At 47.1% G+C, this 26,728-nt stretch carries 25 protein-coding genes; 20 read left to right on the top strand and 5 right to left on the bottom strand.

The window, feature by feature from the left end:
- Positions 1-14 precede the first annotated feature (14 nt).
- Entirely contained in the window at positions 15-1,298 is a 1,284-nt protein-coding gene (locus WMO62_RS04060; RefSeq protein WP_349143890.1) for an aspartate aminotransferase type Ic, read from the top strand.
- 250 nt (positions 1,299-1,548) lie between these two features.
- Here the strand turns inward: WMO62_RS04060 and WMO62_RS04055 are convergent, their stop codons facing one another.
- Both WMO62_RS04055 and WMO62_RS04050 read right to left on the bottom strand, forming a co-directional pair.
- Positions 1,549-2,862 (bottom strand): ATP-binding protein, encoded by a 1,314-nt coding sequence (locus WMO62_RS04055; protein ID WP_349143889.1) that lies wholly within the window; start codon positions 2,860-2,862, stop codon positions 1,549-1,551.
- A gap of 85 nt (positions 2,863-2,947) precedes the next feature.
- Positions 2,948-3,766, bottom strand: coding sequence for an undecaprenyl-diphosphate phosphatase (locus WMO62_RS04050; protein ID WP_349143888.1), 819 nt, complete (start codon positions 3,764-3,766; stop codon positions 2,948-2,950).
- A gap of 139 nt (positions 3,767-3,905) precedes the next feature.
- Here WMO62_RS04050 and WMO62_RS04045 point away from each other — a divergent pair, with 139 nt between their 5' ends.
- The 3 genes from WMO62_RS04045 (at position 3,906) to WMO62_RS04035 (ending at position 7,180) form a co-directional block, all read left to right on the top strand.
- Positions 3,906-5,072, top strand: a complete 1,167-nt coding sequence (locus WMO62_RS04045) for a galactokinase (protein WP_349143887.1) — start codon at positions 3,906-3,908, stop codon at positions 5,070-5,072.
- 103 nt (positions 5,073-5,175) lie between these two features.
- Positions 5,176-5,862, top strand: coding sequence for a response regulator transcription factor (locus WMO62_RS04040; protein ID WP_117496460.1), 687 nt, complete (start codon positions 5,176-5,178; stop codon positions 5,860-5,862).
- Complete coding sequence (locus WMO62_RS04035) at positions 5,852-7,180, top strand: sensor histidine kinase (RefSeq protein ID WP_349143886.1); 1,329 nt, start codon at positions 5,852-5,854, stop codon at positions 7,178-7,180. The genes WMO62_RS04040 and WMO62_RS04035 overlap by 11 nt, the downstream gene beginning before the upstream one ends.
- A gap of 53 nt (positions 7,181-7,233) precedes the next feature.
- Here the strand turns inward: WMO62_RS04035 and WMO62_RS04030 are convergent, their stop codons facing one another.
- The 3 genes from WMO62_RS04030 to WMO62_RS04020 all read right to left on the bottom strand — a co-directional run bounded on the left by WMO62_RS04030 (position 7,234) and on the right by WMO62_RS04020 (position 9,103).
- Positions 7,234-7,677: an aspartate carbamoyltransferase regulatory subunit gene (locus WMO62_RS04030; protein WP_117496462.1), complete on the bottom strand. Its 444-nt coding sequence runs from the start codon at positions 7,675-7,677 to the stop codon at positions 7,234-7,236.
- On the bottom strand, positions 7,671-8,591 hold the full coding sequence (pyrB, locus tag WMO62_RS04025) for an aspartate carbamoyltransferase (RefSeq protein WP_349143885.1): 921 nt from the start codon (positions 8,589-8,591) through the stop codon (positions 7,671-7,673). Before pyrB ends, WMO62_RS04030 begins: the two co-directional genes overlap by 7 nt.
- 95 nt (positions 8,592-8,686) lie before the next feature.
- The gene (locus WMO62_RS04020) at positions 8,687-9,103 is read right to left on the bottom strand and encodes a putative ABC transporter permease (protein ID WP_349143919.1); all 417 of its coding nucleotides are present in this window, start codon (positions 9,101-9,103) and stop codon (positions 8,687-8,689) included.
- A gap of 114 nt (positions 9,104-9,217) precedes the next feature.
- Between WMO62_RS04020 and WMO62_RS04015 the strand changes: the two genes are divergently transcribed.
- The 16 genes from WMO62_RS04015 to WMO62_RS03940 all read left to right on the top strand — a co-directional run bounded on the left by WMO62_RS04015 (position 9,218) and on the right by WMO62_RS03940 (position 26,672).
- Positions 9,218-10,516, top strand: a complete 1,299-nt coding sequence (locus WMO62_RS04015; RefSeq protein WP_349143918.1) for a bifunctional folylpolyglutamate synthase/dihydrofolate synthase — start codon at positions 9,218-9,220, stop codon at positions 10,514-10,516.
- A 1-nt stretch (position 10,517) separates the two neighbouring features.
- Positions 10,518-11,648, top strand: a complete 1,131-nt coding sequence (pheA, locus tag WMO62_RS04010) for a prephenate dehydratase (RefSeq protein WP_118438192.1) — start codon at positions 10,518-10,520, stop codon at positions 11,646-11,648.
- Positions 11,649-11,675: 27 nt separating this feature from the next.
- Positions 11,676-12,536 carry a DegV family protein gene (locus tag WMO62_RS04005; protein WP_349143884.1) on the top strand — a complete coding sequence of 287 codons (861 nt, stop codon included), beginning with the start codon at positions 11,676-11,678 and terminating at the stop codon, positions 12,534-12,536.
- Positions 12,537-12,571: 35 nt separating this feature from the next.
- Positions 12,572-13,747 (top strand): NAD(P)-dependent malic enzyme, encoded by a 1,176-nt coding sequence (locus WMO62_RS04000; protein ID WP_349143883.1) that lies wholly within the window; start codon positions 12,572-12,574, stop codon positions 13,745-13,747.
- Between the two features lie 226 nt (positions 13,748-13,973).
- A complete protein-coding gene (gene rimP, locus WMO62_RS03995) occupies positions 13,974-14,441 on the top strand; it encodes an LSm family protein (protein WP_147601833.1) in 468 nt (155 codons plus the stop codon).
- A 17-nt stretch (positions 14,442-14,458) separates the two neighbouring features.
- Entirely contained in the window at positions 14,459-15,607 is a 1,149-nt protein-coding gene (gene nusA, locus WMO62_RS03990; RefSeq protein ID WP_147601834.1) for a transcription termination factor NusA, read from the top strand.
- A gap of 11 nt (positions 15,608-15,618) precedes the next feature.
- Entirely contained in the window at positions 15,619-15,897 is a 279-nt protein-coding gene (rnpM, locus tag WMO62_RS03985) for an RNase P modulator RnpM (protein ID WP_117496469.1), read from the top strand.
- On the top strand, positions 15,884-16,186 hold the full coding sequence (locus WMO62_RS03980) for a L7Ae/L30e/S12e/Gadd45 family ribosomal protein (protein WP_349143882.1): 303 nt from the start codon (positions 15,884-15,886) through the stop codon (positions 16,184-16,186). Before rnpM ends, WMO62_RS03980 begins: the two co-directional genes overlap by 14 nt.
- Positions 16,187-16,213: 27 nt before the next feature.
- Positions 16,214-18,994 (top strand): translation initiation factor IF-2, encoded by a 2,781-nt coding sequence (gene infB, locus WMO62_RS03975; RefSeq protein ID WP_349143881.1) that lies wholly within the window; start codon positions 16,214-16,216, stop codon positions 18,992-18,994.
- A 3-nt stretch (positions 18,995-18,997) separates the two neighbouring features.
- Positions 18,998-19,384, top strand: coding sequence for a 30S ribosome-binding factor RbfA (gene rbfA / locus WMO62_RS03970; protein WP_349143880.1), 387 nt, complete (start codon positions 18,998-19,000; stop codon positions 19,382-19,384).
- The gene (locus WMO62_RS03965) at positions 19,381-20,343 is read left to right on the top strand and encodes a DHH family phosphoesterase (protein WP_349143879.1); all 963 of its coding nucleotides are present in this window, start codon (positions 19,381-19,383) and stop codon (positions 20,341-20,343) included. The genes rbfA and WMO62_RS03965 overlap by 4 nt, the downstream gene beginning before the upstream one ends.
- Positions 20,340-21,242 carry a tRNA pseudouridine(55) synthase TruB gene (gene truB / locus WMO62_RS03960; RefSeq protein WP_349143917.1) on the top strand — a complete coding sequence of 301 codons (903 nt, stop codon included), beginning with the start codon at positions 20,340-20,342 and terminating at the stop codon, positions 21,240-21,242. Before WMO62_RS03965 ends, truB begins: the two co-directional genes overlap by 4 nt.
- A gap of 75 nt (positions 21,243-21,317) precedes the next feature.
- Entirely contained in the window at positions 21,318-22,241 is a 924-nt protein-coding gene (locus WMO62_RS03955; RefSeq protein WP_349143878.1) for a bifunctional riboflavin kinase/FAD synthetase, read from the top strand.
- Positions 22,242-22,598: 357 nt separating this feature from the next.
- Positions 22,599-25,139: a heavy metal translocating P-type ATPase gene (locus WMO62_RS03950; RefSeq protein ID WP_349143877.1), complete on the top strand. Its 2,541-nt coding sequence runs from the start codon at positions 22,599-22,601 to the stop codon at positions 25,137-25,139.
- Positions 25,140-25,167: 28 nt separating this feature from the next.
- On the top strand, positions 25,168-25,431 hold the full coding sequence (locus WMO62_RS03945) for a metal-sensing transcriptional repressor (protein ID WP_117496477.1): 264 nt from the start codon (positions 25,168-25,170) through the stop codon (positions 25,429-25,431).
- Positions 25,432-25,622: 191 nt separating this feature from the next.
- A complete protein-coding gene (locus tag WMO62_RS03940) occupies positions 25,623-26,672 on the top strand; it encodes a C40 family peptidase (RefSeq protein ID WP_118596154.1) in 1,050 nt (349 codons plus the stop codon).
- Positions 26,673-26,728 lie beyond the last annotated feature (56 nt).

Raw genomic sequence — 26,728 nt, 5'->3', positions numbered from 1 at the left:
GAGGAGGACATAAGATGACACCATATTGTGAACTTGGAAGAGAAGAATTGCTGGAACTGAAAAAGGAACTGACTCAGAAATATGAGGATGCAAAGGGCAAAGGTCTGAAGCTTGACATGTCCAGAGGAAAGCCTTCCACGGATCAGCTTGATATGACAATGCCTATGATGGATATTTTCAGCAGTCATTGCGATATGAAGGATGATCAGGGTGTAGATACCAGAAACTACGGATGTCTGGAGGGTATTTACAGTGCCAGAAAGCTTCTTGGAGATATGCTGGGCGTGGATCCGGAGCATGTGATCGTATTTGGTACGGCCAGCCTGAATGTAATGTATGACAGCATTTCCCGTGCATACACACATGGTATTATGGGAAGCACTCCGTGGTGCCGTCTGGAAAAAGTAAAATTCTTATGTCCGGCTCCGGGATATGACCGTCATTTCTCTATTACCGAGCACTTTGGTATCGAGATGATCAACATTCCGATGACCATGGAAGGACCGGATATGGATCTGGTGGAAGAGTATGTAAAAGATCCGGCAGTCAAAGGTATCTGGTGTGTACCGATGTATACGAACCCTATGGGAATCACTTACTCTGAGGAAGTATGCCGCCGTATGGCAGACTTAAGTCCTGCAGCAGAGGATTTCAGAGTATACTGGGATAATGCATATTGCGTACATCATCTTTATGAGGACAAACAGGACACTTTGCCGGAGATCCTTGGTATGTGCAAGGCAAATGGTAAAGAGGATATGGTTCTGGAATTTGCTTCTACTTCCAAGATCAGCTTTGCAGGTGCAGGTATCAGCTGTCTGGCAGCCTCCAAGGCAAATCTTGACTGGGTGAAGAAATCTATGACTATCCAGATCATCAGCCATGACAAGATCAACCAGCTTCGTCATGTACGTTATTTCAAGAACCTGGACGGCATTAAAGAGCAGATGAGAAAACATGCAAATATCATGCGTCCGAAATTTGAGCTGGTACTGGAGACTCTGGAACGCGAACTGGGCGGACTGGGTATCGGAACCTGGACCAAACCGTTGGGCGGATATTTCATCTCCTTCGATTCCATGGAAGGCTGTGCAAAAGCCATTTACAACAAATGTAAAGAGGCTGGAGTTACACTGACTACTGTTGGTGCAACCTATCCGTACAAAAAGGATCCGCATGACACCAATATCCGTATCGCTCCGTCCTATCCAACACTGGAAGAACTGAAGATCACCGCAGAACTGTTCACCCTGTGCGTAAAACTCGCAAGCGTGGAGAAGCTGCTGGAAACGAAATAAATATATAGTGCTTATAAAACTGCCCCGATGGAAAATCTGTTGGGGCAGTTTTTCGATGCCTGTAAATTTCCTGACGAGGGTGGATGATGTAATAGCGCTGTATGAATTGAAAAAAGACAGAATGTCTTGCGTGTTCGTGTGAGATGGACTTTTAAATCCGGTTCACACGAACATGCGGAACATTCTGTCTTTTGATCTTCATACGAGCATTACTCATCTGCCGCTGTCAGAGGACATATAGAAAAAGGAATTATTTCTCCGCAGATTTTCCGGCAATATAATTGATAAACTGCTGTGCAGTTCTTCCAGAGACACCACCGTGGCTCAGTTCCCATTTATTGGCTTCTGCGCAGAGCTCTTCGTCGCTCATGGTGATCTCCGGGTAGCGTTTCCGGAGTTCTTTGACGATGGTAAAGAACTCTTTCGGGGTTGGCTTTCCATAGTAGATGGTTACACCGAAGCGGGCAACCAGGGAAAGCTTCTCCTGCATGGTATCGGAACGGTGCATGCCGTTATCGGTCTCCATGTCATCTCTGTCATTCCATGTCTCCTTGATCAGGTGACGGCGGTTGGAGGTGGCATAGATCAGCACGTTGTCCGGGCGGGTCTCCATACCGCCTTCGATGACTGCTTTGAGGAATTTGTACTCAATCTCAAATTCCTCGAAAGAAAGGTCGTCCATGTAGATGATAAAGCGATAGTTCCGGTTTTTGATCTGACTGATGATATTGGACAGATCCTGAAACTGATGCTTGTAGATCTCGATCATACGCAGACCCTGATCGTAATATTCGTTGAGCAGGGCTTTGATGCTGGTGGATTTACCGGTACCGGCGTCACCGCACAGCAGCACGTTGTTGGCAGGCAGCCCTTTGATAAATGCTTCGGTATTATCTACTAGTTTCTTCTTCTGGATCTCATAACCGATCAGATCATCAAGCATCACACGCTCGGTGTTATTGATGGGGATAAATTCTACGTCATTGTCCAGATGACGGATACGGAAAGCCCGGTTCAGACCGAACATACCAACGCCATATGCCTCATAAAAATCAGTGATGATGCGGAAAATGTCTTCTTCGTTGGCAGCGTTCTCAATCTGCTGACTGACAGCCTGCACTTTTTCACTTACATTCCGGTTGTACATATGCTCTTTTTTCTGGATCGCTTTGTAGTTGCATACAGTAGTGAAGCAATCGATACCAAGAGCCTCTTCAATCGGTCCGAAATCAAAATCAAACAGCTTCTTAAATACGGCAAAATCTGCTTTTGCAAAATGGTTGACAGTTCCATCGTTGGCACCGACTTTTTCACTGGTCATGCTGAAAGAGTTTTCGTTGGTCAGAAGGATAAAGGTCAGATAGTTGTGCCACAGGTTCTTGTCAAATCCATATTTGGTGGACAGGTCTAAGAGCGCTTTCATCTGTTCATAGATTCGTTTGGTCAGTTCTGCCTTTCCGGCCCGGTTCAGTTCAAAATCTTCAAAGATTCCACCCAGCTTCAACAAAATGCTGTCCTCGCCAAGGTCGCGGTATAAAATAAGTTTTGCTATTTCTTTGTACATGTGAGGTCTCTCCTATGTGTTTGTGATATAAAAAAGAGCCGCTGTTTGCGGCTCTTAGGTTCCATTGTATGTACTATGGACGGCATCAGCCGAGGAAAATGAAGTATGCAAGAACAAGAACTCCAAGAGCGATCCGGTAATATCCGAACGGTTTGAAGTTATTTTTCTTGATGTATCCCATCAGGAATTTGATTGCCAGAATGGATACTACGAAGGCGGTTACCATGCCGACAAGAAGGATCGCTGCTTCGGATCCGGTAAAGTGAAGTCCGAATTTCAACAGTTTTAAAAGGCTGGCTCCGAACATGACCGGAATGGAAAGGAAAAAGCTGAACTCAGCAGCTACAGAACGGGAGCAGCCAAGCAGGATCGCACCGAGAATCGTGGAACCGGATCTGGAAGTGCCAGGAATCAGGGCAAGTATCTGAAAGACACCGATCAATAAAGCGGTGGACCAGGGAAGTGCTTCCAGCTTCCTGGTTCGCGGACGACGATTCTTGTTATAGTTTTCAACGACTATGAACAGAACACCGTAGAGGATCAAAGTGACAGCTACTGTCTGGTAATTGTAAAACAGTTTATCCAGCAGATCATCAAAAGGAAGTCCGATGATGGCTGCAGGCAGTGCGGCTACCAGCACCTTGAACCAGAGGATCCAGGTATCCTTTTTGATCCATCCGTCTCTCGGGCTGCAGAATGGCCACAGCTTCGGAAAATAGAGAACGACGACTGCCAGGATCGCACCAAGCTGGATCACAACACGGAACATTTCCAGAAATTCGTCTGTAACATTCAGTTTTACAAACTGTTCCACAAGAATCATGTGTCCGGTACTGGAGATGGGGAGCCACTCTGTGATTCCCTCAACGATTCCCAGAAGAATTACTTTTAAAAATTCTAACATATGAGAATACTCCTTAATAAAATATTTTTTTCCATTGTATCACCTAAGATGAAAAAGTCAATGCGATGGGCATATTAACAAAAGTGACAAAATATGATATGATACGCCCATAGACAAAACAAGCGGTGAGGAGAGTGCAATGAAACAACAACTTGTGGACAAATTTCAACAGATTTATGGGGACGGTGCAGTGACGGGCATCTTTTTTGCACCCGGCCGGGTAAATCTGATCGGGGAACATACCGATTATAATGGAGGTCATGTATTTCCCTGTGCGATCACCATGGGAACCTATGCACTTGTAAGAAAAAGGACAGACAACCGGTTTCGTTTTTGTTCTCTGAATTATCCGGATCAGGGAGTCCTGGAGCTGCCCGTGTGGGAGCTGGACTGGAAGAGGGAACATGGATGGGCCAATTATCCAAAGGGAATGATCTGTACATTGATGAAGAAAGGGGTGCCAGTGGCCTGCGGAATGGATCTGCTGTATTATGGAGATATTCCAAAAGGTCTGGGGATTGGCTCTTCTGCTTCGTTGGAAGTGGTGACCGGACTGATCATCAGAGACCTGATGGAGATCAAAGATCTGAGCATGATCGATCTGGCATTGTTTGCGAGACTTGCAGAGAATGAATATATTGGCATGAGCAGTGGGATTATGGATCCTTTTGCCATTGCCATGGGTAAGAAGGATCATGCGATCCTGCTGGATACCAGTGATCTTTCTTATGAATATGCACCGCTGGAGCTGCCGCATCAGAAGATTATTGTAACAAACAGTCAGAAAGCGCGTCTTGCGGTGGATGAACGCTATCAGGAACGGCAGGCACAGTGTCAGGAAGCTCTTCATGATCTGCAGACGGTGATCGCCATTCAGAATTTAAGTGAGCTGACCGCAGATGTGTTTGAACAGGTGCAGGAGATGATTCGCCGTCCGGTGTGTCTGCGGAGGGCCAGACATGCAGTGACAGAGAATCAGCGGACGATCCAGGCGGTAGAAGCATTGAATAAAGGAGATATCCGGGAATTCGGACAGTTGATGAATGCGTCTCATCTATCATTGAAAGAGGATTTTGAAGTGTCCTGTGAGGAGCTGGATATTCTGGTGGAGGAAGCCTGGGAGATCGAGGGAGTCCTGGGATCCCGTATGATGGGAGCTGGATTTGGAGGTTGTACCATCAGTATTGTGGAGAACGATGCAGTGAATGAATTTGTGTCCAGGGTAGGATCACATTATAAAGAGAGAACTGGCAGAACTGCTGAGTTCTACATTATGGAGACCGGCAATGGAGCATCAGAAGTCTGATGCTCCATTTTCTTAATTAATCTTAATTATGTTTCAAAGGTCTTTATTTGCAGGTGAGATACATGTTACACTGGAGAAAATATGAGGAGAGGAGCGTGCACAGATGGCAGAAAAACAGAAAATTCTTGTGGTTGATGATGAACCGGAGATCCGGGAAGTGCTGCAGATGATGCTGTCCAGTGAGGGCTATGAGATTACAGAAGCCTGTAATGCGCAGGAAGCAGTAGAAAAAGCGTCTGGAAAGGATCTGGTGATCCTTGATATTATGATGCCCGGAGAATCGGGAATCGCTGCATGTACGAAGATTCGTGAGAAAAATAATGTGCCTATCCTGTTTCTGACTGCAAAATCAGGAGAACATGATAAAGTACTTGGTTTTTCTGCAGGAGGCGATGACTATCTGGTAAAGCCATTTTCTTATATGGAACTGTTGTCCAGAGTGAAAGCGCTGATCCGCCGCTATAAAGTGTATCAGAAGCAGGAAGAGAAGGAAGAAGAGCTGGTGTGTTATCGGGATATTACGATTGATCCGGATCTGCAGACGGTGCAGACGGCGGGAGAGAAGATCGCTCTCACGGAGATGGAATATCAGATCCTTCTTCTGCTGATCTCTCATCCGAGAAAAGTATTTTCCGTCAAAGAGATCTATGAACTGGTATGGAAGGAAGAATTTTTGCCTAATTCCGGTAATACGGTGATGGTGCATATCCGTAACATCCGCCGGAAGCTGGAGAAGAAGGGAGAATCTTATATCCAGAATATCTGGGGAAGGGGTTACTGTGTCAACTAAGAAGAAAAATATCTGGAAAAACCGACTGACGCTGGAACTGCTTGGTATGTGTGCGGCAGCGTTGCTAATTGCGATCGCCGCCGCGAATCTTGCACGGAATATTGCTGTCGACTGGATCTATAATGTGGTATATTCCGATGAAAAATATGAGCAGGATATAACAGATATGCTGCAGAGCCTGCAGGATTATGTGCAGGAAGAGCAGGTGACAGAGGATAATATTAAGCAGCTGGTAAACTGGGTCCGGAAACAGAAAAATGTGTATGTGACCTTTTACCGGGATATTGACGAGCTGCTGGGACCATTTATGGCGAACTCCGGGGATGAGCCTTATGAAGTAGATACGGAATATGAATCCATGTATTATACAGTCAATCTTTATGATGGAACGCCTATAAAGGTTCAGCTGGAAGTTTATCTGGATATGAATTATATGTACTGGGCAGATGCTGCCATGTATGTGACCGGAGGAATCGTCTTTTTGTTATTGCTGTTGCTGATGATCCATCATAAGATCCGTTATATCAATCGGCTGGAGAGTGAACTTAAGATATTAGGCGGAGGCAATCTGGAATATCCGATCACAATCAAAGGAAACGATGAGATCACCAGTCTGGCAGAAGGAATTACGGCACTGAAAAATGGATTTCTGGAAGAGCAGCAGATGAAGGCGGAGGCGGAGAAGGCCAATATGGAGCTGGTGACAGCCATGTCTCACGATCTGAGGACACCGTTGACTTCGCTGATCGGTTATCTGGAACTCCTTAATATGCATCGCTATGAAAATGAGGAGCAGCTTCAGAAGTATCTGGAATATTGCAGAAAGAAAGCATTTCAGATCAAGAAAGTCTCTGACCGGCTCTTTGAATATTTTCTGGTCTATGGAAAAGAAGAAAAAGAACTGCAGCTGCAGACAATTCCCTGTGAGGAGATGGCAGAGGATCTGTGTAATGGGCAGTTCTTTGACTGGCAGGATCGGGGTGGAACGATCGACTGTCAGATTGGTGAACTGCCAGGAGCAGTTCAGGTGGACAGTGAATATATGCAGCGTGTCATGGACAATCTGTTGTCCAATCTGAAAAAATATGGAGATCCCGCGTATCCATTACAGATTCAGATCGACGAGCACCAGGATATGCTGCACATCCTGCTCAAGAACCATGTTCTTGAGCAAAAGAACCAGATAGAGAGCACCCAGATCGGTCTTAAGACATGCAGAAGGATCATTGAAAATCATGGAGGAACCTTTGCGTGGAGAACTGATACACAGAAAAATACCTTTACCATTGAGATGGAACTTCCGCTGGCGAAAGGGTAGATGATAATAAAGCCAGTGTCTGCCATACAGGTAGACACTGGCTTTCGTAGTATTTATTTGGTAATTTTCTTATGTCTGTGATACTGCTCTTCGCAGTATTTGCAGCGGTAGATCCCTTTTACCGGATCTGTCAGAACAAATACCTGTTCCAGCTCCTGCTCAATAGAGGAGATACATCTCGGGTTTTTGCAGCTGACTACGTTGTGGATCTCTTTCGGAAGAGATAAGGTCTTTTTCTCCACAATTTTATCATCTTTGATGATATTGATCGTAATATTGTGATCAATAAAACCAAGAGCATCCAGATCGATCTGGTCGATCGGGCATTCAATCTTGATGATGTCCTTTCTTCCCATCTTGTTGCTGCGTGCATTTTTAATGATCGCTACACAGCAGTCAAATTTGTCCAGGTTCAGATATTTATAAATCTCCATACTTTTACCGGCTTCGATATGGTCAAGTACAAAGCCTTCGTGAAGTCCGCCAATATTTAACATACTTTTACCTCCAACAATGTGAGAATCAGAGCCATACGTGCGTAGACACTGTACTGTACCTGACGGAAATAAGCAGCACGCGGATCCTTGTCCACTTCTACAGAGATCTCATTCACTCTTGGGAGCGGATGCATAACGATCATATCGTCTTTGGCCAGCTTCATCTTCTGGTTATTCAATATGTAGAAATCTTTCAGACGTACATAGTCTTCTTCGTTGAAGAAACGTTCTTTCTGCACACGGGTCATATAAAGAACATCCAGCTCCGGCATTACGTCTTCGATACGTTCTGCTTCCTGGTATGGAATGTTATTTGCTTCCAATACATCTTCTTTAATATAATCCGGTACTTTTAATTCTTCCGGAGAGATGAAGATAAAGTTTACACCTTCATAGCGGGACAGTGCACGTACCAGAGAGTGAACAGTACGACCGAATTTTAAGTCTCCGCACAGACCAATGGTAAAATGATCAAGCCGTCCTTTTAAGGAACGGATCGTAAGAAGATCGGTTAATGTCTGCGTGGGATGCTGATGACCGCCGTCGCCGGCATTGATGACCGGAATAGAAGAAGCCATGCTTGCTACCATCGGAGCACCTTCCTTTGGGTGACGCATAGCACATATATCGGCGTAACAGGAAATCATACGAATGGTATCGGAAACACTTTCACCTTTGGAAGCGGAACTGCTTGCCGCAGAAGAAAAACCTAAAACACTGCCTCCAAGATTTAACATGGCAGCTTCAAAACTAAGACGTGTACGGGTACTCGGTTCATAAAACAGTGTGGCGAGCTTTTTGCCGTCACAGGCATGGGCGTATTTCTCCGGGTGTAATTCAATATCATGAGCCAGATTCAATAACTGATCCAGTTCTTCGACACTGAAATCCAGAGGACTCATCAGATGTCTCATAGATACCTCCTAAGTGTGTTTTTAAGATGTGGGAGTGTATTCTTCAAATCTCCCTAACCCAAGAGAATACACTATCACATCTTAAAAAGCAAGACCTAATTTTGCGGAAATTCAGAATCTTGATTGCTTGATCTGTACAGGATCACCCGTTCAAACAGAAGCCCTGTCAGAAACCACAGCGGTGCAAAATCAAAGCGGATCACACCCTGATACTGGAGCGGGCAATCGCTGTAATCCCAGGGACACATATCTTTGCGTTTTAACAGTCTTCCACTGATATATTCACCCAGATAGATGCATAACATATAGATAAGGCCTCTTTTCCAGATGCAGTTCTTCTGGAGTCTGTGCATGAGAGGAGCCAGGAAAGCGGCACTTCCGTAGATGGGAAACATCCACAGGGAAGAGTGGCCCATGAGTTGTCTGTCTCTTTTAAACAGAGAATGAAGACCGGTCCAGAAGATTTCAAGGGACCATCCAAGGAGTCCACATAATAAAAAATTTCGTTTCATCATGTCCGTAGTATTTGAAATATGTGACAGATTATACTATACTGATAATGATTCGGGCTTTTACAAATGAGGTCCTGGATTATTTGATAGTAAACAGATGAAAGTGTGACAGACATGACATATGAAGAAGCAAAAACATATCTTGCAGACTGCAATCAGTATTCTGGTGAATTCAGTGTAGAACCGATCCGGAATCTGTTGAGCCTGCTTGGAAATCCGCAGGATCAGTTGACTTTTGTGCATATTGCAGGAACCAATGGGAAGGGTTCCGTGCTGGCTTATGTATCGACGGTTCTGAAGGAAGCAGGATATAAAGTAGGAAGATATATTTCGCCAACAATCTTCAGTTACCGGGAACGGATCCAGGTTAATGAATCCTATATTTCCAGAGAAGATCTGATCCGGCTGACAGAGAAGGTGAAGGCTGCAGGAGACCAGCTTCTGGCAGAAGGCAGACAGCATCCGACCATGTTCGAGATGGAGACTGCCATTGCATTTCTTTATTTTCTGGAACAGAACTGTGATCTGGTGGTACTGGAAGTCGGCATGGGTGGCAGGCTGGATGCGACAAATGTGATCAGGAATACGAAGGTGGCTGTACTGGCATCCATCAGTATGGATCATATGGGATTCCTTGGGAATACGCTGGGAGAGATTGCTGAGCATAAGGCAGGGATCATAAAGCCTGGATGTACAGTGGTCAGTGCAAGTCAGCAGCCGGAAGCAGCTGTGTCTGTTCGGAAAAAAGCAGAGCAGGAAGGCTGTGAACTGATCTGTGTAGAGCCAGAGAAGATAAAGATTGAGAAGCGTGGACTGGAAGGTCAGATCTTCAGTTACAAAGAACATGCGCAGGTGGAGATCGCCCTTGCAGGAGAATATCAGTTTCTGAACGGGGCACTGGCACTGGAAGTGCTGGATGAGCTGAAGAGAAAAGGCTATGAGATATCTGAGGAAGCACTGAAAGCCGGTATGAAGAAGACAGTCTGGCTGGGACGGTTCAGTGCCATTGCCAGAGATCCGTTGTTTATCGTGGATGGCGCCCACAACCGGGATGCAGCAAGGGTATTCCGTGAAAGTGTAGAGCGGGATCTGCCGGGCAAGAGGCTGATCTTTATCATGGGTGTGCTGGCAGATAAGGAATATGAAGAGGTGGTCCGGCAGACAGTATCGCTGGCAGCAGAGGTGATCACAGTTATGACACCAGACAATCCGAGGGCGTTGCCGGCAGAAGAGCTGGCCAATACGGTGAAGAAATACAACTCTCATGTGCAGGCTGCAGAAAGCCTTGCGGCAGCTGTGGATCTGGCATATGAGAAAGCAGAAAAAGAGGATGCCATTGTGGCATTCGGTTCGTTATCCTATCTGGGCGAGATGACCCGTCTGGTGTGGAAGAAGACGGGCAGAGAGGAGTAAGATGGAAGATTTAAGCAAGCTTCGGCAGGATATTGACCGGATCGACCGGCAGATCGTGGAGCTTTTTGAGGAACGAATGGGTGTCAGCCGTCAGGTGGCAGAATATAAGATTGCTAATGGAAAGAAAGTGCTGGACCGGGCGAGAGAGCTGGAGAAGCTGGAAACTCTGGGAAATCTTACCAATGACAGCTTCAACCGTCATGGAATCCAGGAATTGTTTCAGCAGATTATGGCTATGAGCAGGAAGCTTCAATATCAGCTGCTGGCAGAGGAAGGAGTCTCCGGAAACCTTCCATTTACAAGAATTGACCATATTGACAGAAAGCACTGTCGTGTGGTGTATCAGGGTGTGGAAGGTGCTTATGCACATGAAGCAACCCTGCAGTATTTTGGCAAAGATGCCAATGCGTTTCATGTTCCGACCTGGCGGGACTGTATGGAAGCTATTAAGGAAGGTGTGGCAGATTATGCTGTGCTTCCTATTGAAAATTCATCAGCAGGAGAAGTCAATGATATCTATGATCTGCTGGAAGAATATGACAATTACATTGTGGGAGAACAGATCCTGAAGATCAACCATGCCCTGTTGGGACTGCCGGGAACATCTCTGGATGAGATCCGGACGGTCTATTCCCACCCGCAGGCACTGATGCAGTGCTCTGTCTATCTGGATAAGCATTCTGACTGGCAGCGGATCAGTCTTTCCAATACGGCCATGGCGGCCAGGAAAGTGGCAGAAGACAAGGACAGAAGCCAGGTAGCTATCGGAAGCCCGGCAGCAGCTGGCTATCACGGTCTGGAAGTGCTTGAGATGCCGATCAATCATAACCGTTTCAATTCCACTCGTTTCATCATTGTTACCAACCGGAAGATGTATGAGGCGGATGCGAAGAAGGTGAGCATCTGTTTTGAACTGCCCCATACCAGTGGAAGTCTCTATAATATTTTGTCTCATATTATTTATAACGATCTTAATATGTGTAAGATTGAGTCCAGACCGATCCCGGAGAGAAACTGGGAATACCATTTCTTTGTGGATTTTGAAGGCAATCTGGATGACAGTGCGGTGAAAAATGCGATCCGCGGTATTATGGAAGAGGCTGTTAATTTCAAGATTCTTGGAAACTATTAATTGTATATATGGAGGAGGACAGAAACCATGAGATCTTATGTGATCAGTACCGACAGCAGTGCAGACCTTTCAGAAGCTTATCTGAAAGAGCATCAGATAACCATGATTTCTTTGAGCTGCATCTTAAACGGAAAGATTTACAATTCAGAGAATCCGATCACACCAAAACAGTTGTATGACAATATTCGGGAAGGAGCCATGCCAACAACATCACAGGTGAATCCGGAGCAGGCAAAAGCAGCATTTGAACCATTGCTGAAAGAAGGAAAAGATATTCTGCATCTGGCATTTTCTTCAGGCTTAAGCGGAAGCTGTCAGAGTGCCCGGATCGCAGCGGAAGAGCTGCAGGATGAGTATCCGGAGCGTAAAATTGTCGTGATCGATACGCTGCTGGCGGCTTTGGGTCAGGGACTTCTTGTATATAAAGCAGTACAGCTGAAAGAACAGGGTGCCTCTATGGATGAAGTAGCTGACTGGTGTGAGAAAAATAAAGACTACATCGCTTCTTATGTGACAGTGGATGATCTGTTTCATCTTTACCGTGGTGGCAGAGTGTCCAGAAGCAGTGCAGTACTTGGTTCTATGGTGGGGATCAAGCCGATCATCCGGGTCAATGAAGAAGGAAAACTGGAAGTGATCGGAAAGGTTCGCGGCAGAAAAAAAGCGATTCAGACAATTATCAAAGATCTGATGGAACGGATCAGGGACGGAGAGAAGACCGTATTTATCAGTCATGGGGACTGTCTGGAGGAAGCAGAGGCCATCAAACAGAAGCTGATCACAGATTACGGAATGGAAGATGTGCAGATCGAGTATGTGGGACCGGTTATCGGTGCGCATACCGGTGTGGGGGTGCTGGCGATATTTGCATTGGCAAATTCCCGCTGATGATTAACTGAAAAAATATTGGAGGATATATTTATATGGATTATGCAAAAGAATCACTGAGACTTCATGAGGAATGGAAAGGTAAGATCGAGGTTGTTGCAACAGTTCCGGTTGCTACAAAGGATGACCTGTCTTTGGCTTATACGCCGGGTGTGGCACAGCCTTGTCTGGAGATCCAGAAGGATGTGGAGAAGAGCTATGAACTGACCCGCCGTCACAATCTTTGCCTGGTAGTGACCGATGGAAGTGCGGTCCTTGGTCTTGGAGACATCGGACCGGAGGCAGGTATGCCGGTTATGGAAGGAAAATGTGTACTGTTCAAGGCATTTGGTGATGTGGACGCATTTCCGCTGTGCATCAAGAGCCATGATGTGGATGAAATCGTCAATACCATTTATCTGATCTCCGGCAGCTTTGCAGGTGTGAACCTGGAAGATATTTCTGCACCTCGCTGCTTTGAGATCGAGAGAAAGCTGAAAGAAAAATGTGATATTCCGATCTTCCACGATGATCAGCATGGAACTGCCATTATCACACTGGCGGGACTGACCAATGCTCTTCGACTGGTTGGCAAGAAGAAAGAGGAAGTAAAAGTGGTTGTCAATGGGGCAGGTGCGGCAGCAATCTCTATTACCAGACTGCTTTTGACTGCGGGCGTGAAACATATCACACTGTGTGACCGGAAAGGTGCTATCTATGAGGGACGTACGGAAGGTATGAATCCAATAAAGGAAGAGATGGCAAAAATGACCAATCTGGAGAAACGCAGCGGAAGCCTGGCAGATATGCTGGTTGGTGCAGACGTATTTATCGGAGTCAGCGCACCGGGTGTGGTAACAACTGAGATGGTGAAGACCATGAATCAGGATGCAATCCTGTTCGCATGTGCGAATCCCACACCGGAGATCTTCCCGGATGATGCAAAAGCAGGTGGTGCAAGAGTGGTTGCCACCGGCCGCAGCGATTTTCCGAACCAGATCAACAATGTGCTGGCTTTCCCGGGTATCTTCCGTGGGGCTTTCGATGTACGTGCCAAAGATATCAATGATGAGATGAAGCTTGCAGCTTCCCGCGCATTGGCAGAGCTGATCACAGATGAAGAACTCAGCGAAGATTACATCATTCCGAAAGCATTTGATCCGAGAGTGGGCAAGGCAGTGGCTGCTGCCGTTGCAGATGCCGCAAGAAAGACCGGAGTGGCAAGACTGTAAGCAAGGATTTAAAGAATATTCACAGAACTCCACCCACATGCGCACTCGTCGCCTCTGTTAAGAGGCTCCAGTTTCGCTGTGAATAGTAACTTTTTTTGCGAAAAGGCTTGATTTTAGTGGATGTTGTGTTATACTGGAAATAACATGATACGTAGACTGAAGAAAGGGGTGGACAAAAGTCCACTCCTTCTTAGTTGTATAGGAGATTTTCAGAAGGAGGATAAGATTGACTAAGAGAGAGACATATGAACAGAAGACAGAGCAGCTCCTGCTTCCAATCATGGAAGAGCATCAGTTTGAACTGGTGGATGTGGAATTTGTAAAGGAAGCCGGCAACTGGTTCTTAAGAGCTTACATTGATAAGCCGGGTGGAATTGGCGTGGATGACTGCGAGACCGTCAGCAGACGACTGTCAGATCTTCTGGATGAACAGGATTTTATTGAGGAAAGCTATATTCTTGAGGTAAGTTCCCCAGGGCTTGGAAGACCGCTGAAGAAAGACAAAGATCTTGAGAGAAGTATTGGAGAGTCCGTAGATGTGAGACTGTTCCGTGCAATCGACAGACAGAAGGAATTCACCGGTATCTTAAAAGCATGGGATAAAGATACAGTAACATTGGAGTTTGAGGATGAAGCCACACTGGTGATCGAGCGGTCGAACATCGCGCTGATCCGGCTGGCGTTTGATTTTTAAGGAGGAAAGAACAAAAAATGAACACTGAACTGAAAACGGCACTGGAGATTCTGGAAAAAGAGAAAGATATCAGCAAGGATGTTATGCTGGATGCTATCGAAAATTCTCTGATCACTGCATGTCAGAGCCATTTCGGAAAAGAAAAAGAGAATTTCCGTGTAGAGATCAACAGAGATACCTGTGATTTCCATGTATATGCAGAGAAGACTGTTGTGGAGCAGGTGGAAGATCCGGATACTCAGATCAGCCTGGCAGAAGCGAAGCTTCTGGATAAGAAGTACGAGCTGGGAGATATCGTCCGTGAGGAGATCAAATCCAAAGAGTTCGGCCGTATCACCACACAGAATGCAAGAAACGTGATTCTTCAGAAGATCCGTGAGGAAGAGCGTAAAGTTCTGTTCAATCAGTATTATGCAAAAGAAAAAGACGTGGTTACCGGTGTGGTACAGCGTTATATTGGAAGAAATGTCAGCGTAAATCTTGGTAAAGTAGATGCGATCCTGAACGAGAACGAGATGGTCAAAGGAGAGGTATATACTCCGACCGAGCGTATCAAGGTTTATATTCTGGAAGTTAAGGACACCACAAAAGGACCGAAGATCCTGGTATCCCGTACGCATCCGGAGCTGGTAAAGAGACTGTTCGAATCTGAGGTTACTGAAGTAAGAGACGGCATCGTAGAGATCAAAAGCATTGCCAGAGAGGCTGGCTCCAGAACCAAGATCGCAGTATGGTCCAATGATCCGGACGTTGACCCGGTAGGAGCATGTGTTGGTATGAATGGTGCAAGAGTCAACTCTATCGTCAATGAGCTTCGCGGTGAGAAGATCGATATCATTAACTGGAATGAGAACCCGGCACTCCTGATCGAGAATGCACTGAGCCCGGCAAAGGTTGTTGTGGTTCTGGCAGATGTGGAAGAGAAGACAGCAAAAGTTGTTGTTCCGGATTATCAGCTTTCCCTTGCTATTGGTAAAGAGGGACAGAATGCACGTCTGGCAGCACGTCTGACTGGCTTCAAGATTGATATCAAGAGCGAGAGTCAGGCAAATGCCATCGAGGGATTCTACGAAGGATTCTACGATGAAGATGAGGATGAAGAGGAAGCATATGATGAAAATGAGTATGCGGAAGGTACTGTAGAAGACGAGAACGCAGAGGAATAGGAGCGGACAGTTTGGGAACAGTGAAAAAAGTACCGATGCGTCAGTGCACCGGCTGTGGTGAGATGAAGAACAAGAAAGATATGGTACGCATCTTACGCACAACAGAGAATGAAATCGTGCTGGATGCCACTGGCCGGAAAAACGGTCGCGGCGCATATCTGTGCAGAAGCAGGGAATGCTTCCAGAAAGCAGTAAAATCCAGAGGACTGGAGAGATCCCTGAAGGCACAGATCCCGGCAGAAGTATACGAAGCCCTGGAAAAGGAGATGGAAGCAATTGCAGAAAGCTAAAGTTCTCTCTTATATCGGGCTGGCGACCAGAGCACGCAAAAGTGTCAGCGGTGAATTTTCTGTGGAGAATTCTGTCCGCAAGGGCAAAGCGAAGCTGGTTGTGGTATCAGAGGAAGCCTCTGAAAATACAAAGAAGAAGATCCGCAGTCTCTGCGAGTATTACAAAGTACCGCTGTATGTAGCGTGCAGCAGCGCAGAACTGGGATCAGCATGTGGGAAGGAATTCCGAATGTCTGTAGCAGTGGAAGACGAAGGACTGGCCGCTGCGGCGATCCGGGCATTAGAGTAAATACATGGAATGGGGGCATCGGAAATCATGCCAAACAAGCATATCAGAGTTTATGAACTCGCAAAGGAACTGAACAAAACAAGCAAAGAAATCATGGCCGTACTGGCAGAGAAGAATATTGAGGTGACAACACATATGGCAACACTTGAAGATAATCAGGCAGAACTGGTGCGCGGAGCAGTAGGTTCCGGGCAGCAGGAAGCTAAAAAAGAAGGAGCAGCTCCGGCAAAGAAGAAAAAATTCGTAGTGGTACACAATCCGGAGAACAGCAGAGACAAGAAGAGTCCGGAGCGTCGTCCGCAGACTCAGAAAAGCGCAGCAAAACCTGCGGCAAGACCGGCAGCGGCAAAGCCGGCAACAGCACCAGCTGGAACAACAGCGTCCGCAGGGACAACGGCAGCACCTGCAGCATCAACAGCAGCACCGAAACGCGAAGGCGCAGCAGCACCTGCAGCAAGACCTGCAAGACCGGCAGCTGATCGTCCTGCAAATGGTGAGCGCAGAAGCTATGGCGACCGTCCGCAGGGTAACCGTGATGGACAGGGACGCGGAGACAGACCGGGATACAACAGAGGCGACCGTCCGCAGGGTAACCGTGATGGACAGGGACGCGGAGACAGACCGGGATATAACCGAGGAGACCGTCCGCAGGGCAATCGTGACGGACAGGGACGCGGAGACAGACCAGCATACAACCGAGGAGACCGTCCGCAGGGTAACCGTGATGGACAGGGACGTGGAGACAGACCGGGATACAACCGTGACGGACAGGGACGTGGTGGAGATCGTCCAGGATATAGCAGAGGCGACCGTCCGCAGAATGGTGGACGTGACAGCCGTGGAGGACAGGGTGCAAGAGGTGGTGCAGGCCGTCAGATGAACCGTTCCTTCGATACACCGGTGGAGACCAAACCGGAAAACAGAAGATATGATAACCGTAATCATCAGAAGCAGGAAAAGCAGTACAAAGATGAGGATATCAGCAAGCTGAAGAACAAACCGGGACGGTTCATCAAACCGGAACCGCAGCCGGTAGTGAAGAAGGATTCTTCCGAGCCGAAGAAACTGCAGCTTCCGGAGATGATCAGCATCTCTGATCTGGCAGACCGCATGAAGATCCAGCCGTCTGCGATCATTAAGAAGCTGTTCCTGGAAGGAAAGATGCTGACTGTGAACTCTGAGCTGGACTTCGAGGCAGCAGGAGAGATCGCACTGGAATATAATTTTGATCCGGAACCGGAAGTAAAAGAGGATGTAATCGGAAAGCTTCTGGAGGATACGGAAGATCCGGAAGACACTCTGGTACAGAGAGCACCGGTCGTATGTGTTATGGGTCATGTAGACCATGGTAAGACCTCTCTTCTGGATGCGATCCGCCATACAAATGTAACAGACCGTGAGGCTGGCGGTATTACCCAGCACATTGGTGCATATATGGTAACGGTATCTGGCAGAAAGATCACATTCCTGGATACTCCGGGACATGAAGCATTCACAGCTATGCGTATGAGAGGTGCTAATTCTACCGATATTGCAATCCTTGTAGTTGCAGCAGACGACGGTGTGAAACCGCAGACTGTCGAAGCAATCAATCATGCGAAAGCGGCCGGTGTAGAGGTGATTGTTGCGATCAACAAGATCGATAAGCCAGGTGCAAATATTGAACGTGTAAAACAGGAACTGACTGAGTATGGTCTGATCGCAGAGGACTGGGGCGGAAACACCATCTGTGTACCGGTATCTGCAAAATCCAGAGAGGGTATTGAAGATCTTCTGGAAATGGTTCTGCTGACCGCAGATGTTCTGGAGCTGAAGGCAAATCCGAAGCGTCAGGCAAGAGGTCTGGTCATCGAGGCGGAGCTTGATAAAGGAAAAGGACCGGTTGCAACCGTTCTGGTACAGAAAGGTACGCTGCACGTCGGAGATTTCATCGCAGCAGGATCTTCTTATGGTAAAGTCCGTGCGATGATGGATGATAAGGGACGTCGTGTGAAAGAGGCAGGTCCGTCCACTCCGGTTGAGATCCTTGGTCTTAACGATGTGCCTATGGCAGGTGAAATCTTCATTTCTCCGGAAAGTGACAAAGAGGCTAAGACATTCGCCGAGACCTTTATCAAAGAGAGCCGTGAGAAGATGCTGGAGGATACCAAGCTTCGTATGTCTCTGGACGATCTGTATTCCCAGATCCAGTCTGGAAACTTAAAAGAACTGAACCTGATCATCAAAGCCGATGTGGCTGGTTCTGTAGAGGCTGTAAAGCAGTCCCTGCTTAAGCTCTCCAATGAAGAAGTCGTTGTAAAATGTATCCACGGTGGTGTTGGTGCCATCAATGAGTCTGATGTGACTTTGGCAAGTGCATCTTCAGCAATCATCATCGGATTTAACGTAAAAATGGATGCAACAGCAAAAGAAACTGCGGACAGAGAAAAAGTAGATGTTCGTCTGTACCGTGTCATTTATAGTGCAATTGAAGATGTAGAGCGTGCTATGAAGGGTATGCTGGATCCGGTATTTGAGGAGAAAGTTATCGGTCATGCAGAGATCCGTCAGATCTTCAAGGCTTCCGGCGTAGGAAATATCGCAGGTTCTTATGTGCTTGACGGTATGTTCCAGCGTGGATGCAAGGTTCGTATTTCTCGTGAAGGAAAACAGATCTACGAGGGCGAGCTGGCTTCCCTGAAGCGTTTCAAGGACGATGTGAAGGAAGTAAAAGCCGGATTTGAATGTGGTCTTGTATTTGACAAGTTCAACGAGATCCAGGAGCTTGATATGGTAGAAGCCTACATCATGGTAGAGGTGCCAAGATAGAATATGAGAAAAAACAGTATTAAAAATACCCGTATCAACGGTGAAGTCCAGAAAGTTCTGTCTGAGATCATCCGTAAGGAAATCAAAGACCCGCGCATCAACCCTATGACTTCTGTAGTCACAGTGGAAGTTGCGCCCGACTTAAAGACCTGTAAAGCATATATCAGCGTGCTGGGAGACGAAGCCTCCCAGCAGAGCACCATGAAAGGGCTGAAGAGTGCGGAAGGATATATCCGCAGACAGCTTGCTCATGAGCTGAACCTGAGAAATACGCCGCAGATCGCATTTATTCTGGATCAGTCTATTGCATATGGTGTAAATATGTCGAAACTTATTGACGAAGTTACCAAAGATATCAGTGATGATGAAGAAGAGGATGAGGAAGTATGACGCAGCTTGAGAAAGAATTGCAGGATGTCTCCAATGTTGCCATTGCCGGACATATTCATCCGGATGGTGACAGCGTTGGATCATGTATTGGTCTCTGGCAGTATCTGAGGGATAATTATCCGCAGATCAAAGCAGATATCTGGCTGGAACAGCCAGATAACAAGTTTTCCATCATAGAAGGATATGAAGAACTGAAGCAGCCGGACGGACAGGATCGGACTTATGATCTGTTTATCAGTGTGGATTGTGCAGCTCTGGATCGTCTGGGTGATGCATTGCCGTATTTTCAGAAGGCAAAGCGTACTTTCTGCGTGGATCATCATGTGAGCAATCATGGATTTGCCGATGAAAATGTGATTCTGCCGGATGCAAGTTCCGCATGTGAAGTATTGTGCAGCCTGATGGATCCGGAAAAGATCAACAAACAGGTAGCCTGTGCACTGTATATGGGAATTGCCCATGATACAGGCGTCTTTCAGTACAGCTGTACCTCTCCGGATACCATGCGGGTGGCAGCCATGCTGATGGAAAAGGGTGTTCCGCATACATATATTCTGGAAGAGACATACTACAAAAAGACCTACCGTCAGAATCAGGTTATGGGAAAAGCACTGCTGGAGAGCATGCGGCTCATGGATGGAAAGATCATTATCAGTGTCATGAGAAAGCGGGAAATGGATTTCTTCGGCGTTACAACCACAGATCTGGATGGAATCGTCAGCCAGCTGAAGCTGACAGAGGGTGTGGAAGTTGCTATTTTCCTGTATGAAGTGGGAAATATGGAATTCAAGGTTTCTCTTCGTTCTAAGGAACAGGTAGATGTGAGCAAAGTCGCTTCCTATTTTGGCGGCGGCGGACATGTGCGTGCAGCCGGAGTGACCATGAAAGGAACCTTCCATGACATCATTAACAATCTGACGCTGCATATTGAGCGCCAGATGCTGCATCAGGAGGAATAGTGAACGGTATCATCAATGTATATAAAGAGCGCGGCTATACGTCACATGATGTAGTGGCGAAGCTGCGTGGTATTTTAAAACAGAAAAAGATCGGACACACAGGAACTCTCGATCCGGAAGCGGAGGGAGTTCTTCCTGTATGTCTGGGAAAAGCAACGAAGCTGTGTGACCTGCTGGCCGGACATGATAAAGTTTATGAGGCAGTGATGCTTCTGGGACAGTCTACAGATACTCAGGATACCACAGGAACTGTGCTGGAATCTGCACCGGTCACTGCATCAGAAGAGGAAGTGCGGGAAGCGGTCCTTTCCTTTGAGGGACCTTATGAGCAGATACCGCCCATGTATTCCGCGCTGAAAGTCAATGGGCAGAAGCTCTGTGATCTGGCGAGAGCTGGAAAAGAAGTGGAGCGGAAAGCCCGCCCGGTGGTGATCCATGAGATTACGATTCTTGAGATGGATCTGCCCAGAGTGAAGATGCGGATACATTGCTCCAGCGGAACTTATATCAGAACTCTGTGTCATGATATTGGCGAAAAGCTGGGCTGCCATGGCTGCATGGACAAGCTGCTCCGTACCAGGGTAGAGCGGTTCTGTGTCGAAGATAGCCTGACTTTATCACAGATCGAGACCATCCGGGACGAAGAACGCCTGGAGGAGATCATCATTCCCATCGACCGGATGTTTGATGAAGAGCCTGCAGTCCATCTGAATGAAGAACTGTCAAAGGCAGCTCATAATGGAAATGCACTCCCCTTGGGGGTATCGGAATCAAAGCCTGCAGCCGGTCAGAAAATCAGAGTCTATGATGCAGATGGTGCATTTGTAGGACTTTATCAGTATGAGAAAGAACGGGACAGACAGCATTTCAGACTATTAAAAATGTTTTATGAGAAATAATAATTCAGAGCCATGTACATGCCGCATATGGGATGGATGGCTATGAGTAGATAGAAGGAAACGAAGAGAATTACCATGAATTATATTACAGGAAAGACCAGCTTTGGAGTGATGGCACCTTCGGCAGTCAGCCTTGGAAAATTTGATGGACTCCACAGAGGGCATCAGAAGCTGCTGCAGCACATCCTGGAGCAGAAAAAGAATGGTCTGGAGGCAACGATCTTTACCTTTGCCAGCAATCCGACCCGTATGCTGTCAGGTTTGTCTGCACAGAATATTCTGACCAATGAAGAACGTCGGGAGATGCTTGCCAAAGCAGGTGTTGACAATCTGCTGGAGTGCCCCTTTGTGCCGGAGATTGCCCACATGGAGCCGGAACGTTTTATTGAAGAGGTGTTGGTGGGACAGCTGAAAATGAAGTTTGCAGCTGTGGGAACAGATTTTCATTTTGGATATCAGCGGCGAGGAGATCATGCAATGCTTCAGAAGCTGGCACCCAAATATGGATACACCGTGGAAGTGGTAGAGAAGGAACAAAGCCACGGCAGAGATATCAGCAGTACCTATATCCGGGAAGCCCTTCATGACGGTAATGTGAAGCTTGCCAATGAGCTGCTTGGATACCGGTATTATGTGAGCGGTATTGTGCTCCACGGCAGGCAGATCGGTCGTACCATTGGAATGCCGACGACCAATCTGCTTCCACCGCAGGAAAAACTGCTGCCAAAAGATGGTGTGTATCTGACCCGCACATTTGTGAAAGAGGATGAGTATTACGGTATCACCAATGTGGGGTATAAGCCTACGGTCGGCGGCGAGACCCGCAGAGGAGTGGAGACCTATCTCTTTGATTTTGATGGAGATCTGTATGGACAGGATCTCATGGTAGAATTCATTGAATTCCGCAGACCTGAGCAGAAGTTTCAGTCACTGGATGAATTGAAGGCGCATATTCTGTCTGATATGAACTGGGGCAAGAGTGTGGCACGCCAGATATAATAGAATACTTTAGAATTATAAACAGCTTCGAAGGATAGCATAAAAGCTCGTATGACGTGTATCGGACAAAGTAAGTTTCGTGTATCGTCTGGATACGTACATTTTTAGTGTACGCACCAGCCGATACACGAAAGCTCACTCTGTTCGCTCCAAGTCATAGCAGCGCAGTTTATTGCTATCCTTCGGAGCTGTTTGTAGTTCATGGAATGCTATTGTCCCAGGCTTTGAAAAATAAAAAGTAAGATTACATCCTTGACATGTGATTTGCTTCATGTTATAACAGATTTAACAGGACACCCAGGTGGGGTGTTGTGATAACAAATATCAATAAGACCTGAGAGAGGAGATATAGATAAAATGAAGCAAAAGTTTGATGTGACCGGCATGAGCTGCAGTGCATGCAGTGCCCATGTGGAGAAGGCTGTGAGCCGGGTCCCGGGCGTGGATCAGGTGCAGGTCAATCTGCTGCAGAATTCCATGGTGGTGGAATACGAAGATGAAGCCACCGATGCGGCAGCGATCATTCATGCAGTGGAGGATGCAGGATATGGTGCATCTGTCAAGGATGCCCATGAGCCGGCGAAAAAAGCAGAGAATGATCTGCAGAAGCGGACAGCAGAAGAAGCCAAAAAGATGAAGCATCGCCTGGGCTGGTCTATTGTATTTTTGATTGTACTCATGTACATTTCCATGGGACATATGCTGGGATGGCCATTGCCTAGCATTTTACTTGGACATGAGAATATGATGATATTTGCACTGACCCAGCTGTTCCTGACACTTCCGATCATGTATCTGAACCGGAAATACTATGAGAACGGATTTAAGTCGCTGTTCCACGGAGCACCGAATATGGACACTCTGGTGGCTATGGGTTCCACGGCAGCATTTGTCTACAGTGTCAGCCGCCTGTATGTGATGGGATATGCTATGGGGCGTGGCGAGACGGATATGGCACATATGGCAGCCATGAATCTTTATTTTGAATCTGCAGCCATGATCCTGACATTGGTCACCATTGGAAAATATATGGAATCCCGCTCCAAGAACCGGACTTCTGATGCTATCACCAAGCTGGTGGATCTGGCTCCGAAGACGGCACTGGTGGTACGAAATGGTCGGGAGACAGAGATTCCTGCGGATCAGGTACAGGTAGGCGAGACGGTTATCGTAAAACCAGGACAAGGGATCCCTGTGGATGGGGTGATCCTGGAGGGAACCGGAACAGTGGATGAGTCAGCGATCACTGGTGAGAGCATTCCGGTAGAGAAGAAGGTCGGAGACCGGGTAACCGGCGCAACCGTTAACCGGGCCGGTTATTTTCAGATGAAGGCAGACCGGATCGGTGAGGATACCACATTGTCGCAGATCATTCGATTGGTGGAGGAAGCTGGTGGAAGTAAAGCGCCCATTGCCAAACTGGCAGATAAGGTCAGCGGTATTTTCGTTCCGGTAGTTATTACTATTGCAGTGATTACGATCATAGTCTGGCTGCTGTCAGGAGCAACCTTCAGTTTTGCACTGGCATCTGGTATTGCAGTGCTTGTGATCTCCTGTCCGTGTGCACTGGGTCTGGCAACCCCGACAGCCATTATGGTTGGAACCGGTCGGGGAGCAGAGCAGGGAATCCTCATCAAGTCAGGTGAAAGTCTGGAGACTGCGCATCTGGTAGATACCGTGGTGCTGGATAAGACAGGAACCATTACCGAAGGTCATCCGGCAGTGGCAGCAGTGAGAATGGCTCCGGGTGTGACCGAAGCAGAGCTTTTAGGACTGGCAGCATCTCTGGAAAAAGCAAGTGAGCATCCGTTAGCAGAGGCTATTGTAAGATATGCAGAGGAAGCAGGAGTTGAAGTTTCTCAGGCAACGGAATTTGCCGCAGAAGCGGGGCAGGGCGTCTCAGGAATGGTATCCGGAAGAAAAGTGCTGGCAGGAAATCAGAAAATGATGGATGCGCAGAAAGTTACACTTGACGGAATGGATGCAGAAGCAGGAAAATTATCAGAGGAAGGCAGGACAGTGCTGTATATTGCAGCGAATCAGAAGCTTCTTGGTATGATCGCAGTGGCAGATCCGGTGAAGAAGACCAGTGCGGAAGCAATCCGCGAGATGGAGCAGATGGGACTTGATGTGGTCATGCTGACCGGTGATCATGAGAAGACGGCAAGAGCCATTCAAAAGCAGCTTGGCATCAGCCGCGTGATCGCACAGGTACTTCCGCAGGATAAGGAAAGGGAAGTCCGCAGACTGCAGGAGGAAGGTCATAAAGTTGCCATGGTAGGTGATGGTATCAACGATGCACCGGCACTGGCCAGAGCGGATGTTGGTATTGCCATCGGAGCAGGAACAGATGTGGCCATTGAGTCCGCAGATATTGTTCTGATGAAGAGTGACCTGCTGGATGCGGTGACGGCTGTACAGCTGAGTCGTGCAGTGATCCGCAACATCAAAGAGAATCTGTTCTGGGCATTTTGCTACAATGCCATCGGTATTCCGCTGGCAGCAGGTGTATTTTATCCGTTGCTGAACTGGCAGTTAAGCCCGATGTTCGGAAGCGCAGCCATGAGCTTCAGCTCTGTATTTGTGGTATGTAACGCACTGCGATTAAAAGGATTTCAGCCAGGCTTCCGTAAGAAACGTGGCGGAAAAACAACTGCCGTATCGGCAGAGAAAAAGAAAGGGGAACTAACCATGAAAAAAACAATTAAAATCGAAGGAATGATGTGCTCTCATTGTACAGGAAGAGTAGACAAGGCACTGAACGCACTGGATGGTGTGACTGCAACTGTCAGCCTGGAAGATAAGGCTGCTTATGTGACAGTAGACGGTGCGGTGACTGATGAAGAACTGAAAAAGGCGGTGGTTGACGCCGGATACGAAGTTACCGGAATCGAGTAATCTGCTGGGGCCACAGGGAGGTAGATGCATGCAGGCTGACAGAAAGAAAATTGAACGGCTGCTGAAGACAGCAAGAGGGCAGATTGACGGAATCCTTCGGATGGTGGAGGAGGACCGTTATTGTATGGATATTTCCGCCCAGGTGACTGCCACTGAAGCCATTCTGAAAAAGGTAAATAACGAAGTTATCCGTGCTCACATGAAAGGCTGCCTGAAAACAGCAATCCTGGAGGGCAATGGAGATGAAAAAATCGACGAGCTCATGTCCGTAGTCGATAAAATGAGCAAATAAAATCTAAAATCTGAAAAGCCGGCAGAAATGCCGGCTTTACTTGACAAATCCTCGTATTTGTTATAGAATCGTATTCGAAATGTAACAATTCTGTAATAATTCAGAACTATATGTGAGCAAAAGGAAAGCCTTGAAGAGGTGATTTTGCGAATGGACTCTGAATGATGTGATGATAGTATAGGAGAATCAATATGAATAACATTTACCATAAGATTATAACAGGAGGATTTGCACTGGTACTGGCTGGAGCTGTGGCATTCACTGCAGCACCTATGGATGCACAGGCATCTGCTGCACTGGGGATCAGTTCACAGATCGGACTTTCTGCAGATATGGATGCGGCAGAGACTACGGATGTTGAAAATGCAATGAATCAGACCGTTCTGGATGCCTTTCACCTGGACGGATACAGCAATCTGGGAATCGTGACCGTATCTGAAGGAAAAGTAAACATTCGAGACAGTGCCTCAACAGATGGAAAGATCGTTGGAAAGATCGGTAATAATGCAGGCTGTGACGTGCTTGGAGAAGAGGGCGAATGGCTGCAGATCAAATCTGGAAAAGTAGAAGGATACATTAAGGCAGAATATGTGCTCACCGGAAGCGAGGCACTGGAGAAAGCAGGTTCTCTGCTGAAGACAGTAGCAGATGTGAACACAGAAGGCCTGAAGGTTCGCACCCAGCCGAGCACTGACAGCGAAGTGCTGGATATTGTAGGAAGCGATCAGAGCTTTGATGTTCTGGAAGAGCTGGATGAGTGGGTCAAGATTGATCTGGACGGTGAGGAAGGATATCTTTTCAAAGATTATGTAAATGTAGGTGCCAAGCTTGATGAAGCACTGACGATTTCTGAAGTCATGTATGGAGCAGGTGTATCTGATGTGCGGATGGCACTCAGTAACTTTGCAAAACAGTATATTGGTAATCCATATGTATGGGGAGGAACCAGTCTGACTAAGGGAGCGGATTGTTCCGGATTTGTACTTTCTGTATTCCGGAATTATGGTATCAGCCTTCCACATTCATCCCGTGCACAGGCGAACTGTGGAACCAAGATCAGTCTGTCTGAGCTGAAGCCGGGAGACCTGGTATTCTATGGCAACCGTTCAGGTATCAACCATGTAGCAATCTACGTGGGTGGTGGACAGGTTGTACATGCCAGCAACCCGCGTGTGGGCATCACGATCTCTGGTGTAAGTTATCGTAGTCCAGTGAAAGCAGTCAGAGTGATCAAAGACTAATATGAGAAAAGCAAAATCCCGTGAATGCCGAGTGCAGTTCACGGGATTTTTAATAG

Source organism: Hominiventricola aquisgranensis (assembly GCF_040096225.1).
Taxonomy (GTDB): Bacteria; Bacillota; Clostridia; order Lachnospirales; family Lachnospiraceae; genus Hominiventricola; species Hominiventricola aquisgranensis.
This window is presented reverse-complemented; position numbering and strand designations above follow the sequence as displayed.

Coding starts and splice junctions, on each gene's coding strand:
- WMO62_RS03965 (WP_349143879.1), top strand. CDS start 19,381: ATGACGCAGCTTGAGAAAGAATTGCAGGATGTCTCCAATGTTGCCATT.
- WMO62_RS04045 (WP_349143887.1), top strand. CDS start 3,906: ATGAAACAACAACTTGTGGACAAATTTCAACAGATTTATGGGGACGGT.
- WMO62_RS03940 (WP_118596154.1), top strand. CDS start 25,623: ATGAATAACATTTACCATAAGATTATAACAGGAGGATTTGCACTGGTA.
- WMO62_RS04040 (WP_117496460.1), top strand. CDS start 5,176: ATGGCAGAAAAACAGAAAATTCTTGTGGTTGATGATGAACCGGAGATC.
- WMO62_RS04015 (WP_349143918.1), top strand. CDS start 9,218: ATGACATATGAAGAAGCAAAAACATATCTTGCAGACTGCAATCAGTAT.
- WMO62_RS04050 (WP_349143888.1), bottom strand. CDS start 3,766: ATGTTAGAATTTTTAAAAGTAATTCTTCTGGGAATCGTTGAGGGAATC.
- WMO62_RS04055 (WP_349143889.1), bottom strand. CDS start 2,862: ATGTACAAAGAAATAGCAAAACTTATTTTATACCGCGACCTTGGCGAG.
- pyrB (WP_349143885.1), bottom strand. CDS start 8,591: ATGAGACATCTGATGAGTCCTCTGGATTTCAGTGTCGAAGAACTGGAT.
- rbfA (WP_349143880.1), top strand. CDS start 18,998: ATGAGAAAAAACAGTATTAAAAATACCCGTATCAACGGTGAAGTCCAG.
- nusA (WP_147601834.1), top strand. CDS start 14,459: ATGAACACTGAACTGAAAACGGCACTGGAGATTCTGGAAAAAGAGAAA.
- WMO62_RS04005 (WP_349143884.1), top strand. CDS start 11,676: ATGAGATCTTATGTGATCAGTACCGACAGCAGTGCAGACCTTTCAGAA.
- WMO62_RS04020 (WP_349143919.1), bottom strand. CDS start 9,103: ATGAAACGAAATTTTTTATTATGTGGACTCCTTGGATGGTCCCTTGAA.
- WMO62_RS03945 (WP_117496477.1), top strand. CDS start 25,168: ATGCAGGCTGACAGAAAGAAAATTGAACGGCTGCTGAAGACAGCAAGA.
- WMO62_RS04060 (WP_349143890.1), top strand. CDS start 15: ATGACACCATATTGTGAACTTGGAAGAGAAGAATTGCTGGAACTGAAA.
- WMO62_RS03950 (WP_349143877.1), top strand. CDS start 22,599: ATGAAGCAAAAGTTTGATGTGACCGGCATGAGCTGCAGTGCATGCAGT.
- WMO62_RS04030 (WP_117496462.1), bottom strand. CDS start 7,677: ATGTTAAATATTGGCGGACTTCACGAAGGCTTTGTACTTGACCATATC.
- pheA (WP_118438192.1), top strand. CDS start 10,518: ATGGAAGATTTAAGCAAGCTTCGGCAGGATATTGACCGGATCGACCGG.
- infB (WP_349143881.1), top strand. CDS start 16,214: ATGCCAAACAAGCATATCAGAGTTTATGAACTCGCAAAGGAACTGAAC.
- WMO62_RS04000 (WP_349143883.1), top strand. CDS start 12,572: ATGGATTATGCAAAAGAATCACTGAGACTTCATGAGGAATGGAAAGGT.
- WMO62_RS03955 (WP_349143878.1), top strand. CDS start 21,318: ATGAATTATATTACAGGAAAGACCAGCTTTGGAGTGATGGCACCTTCG.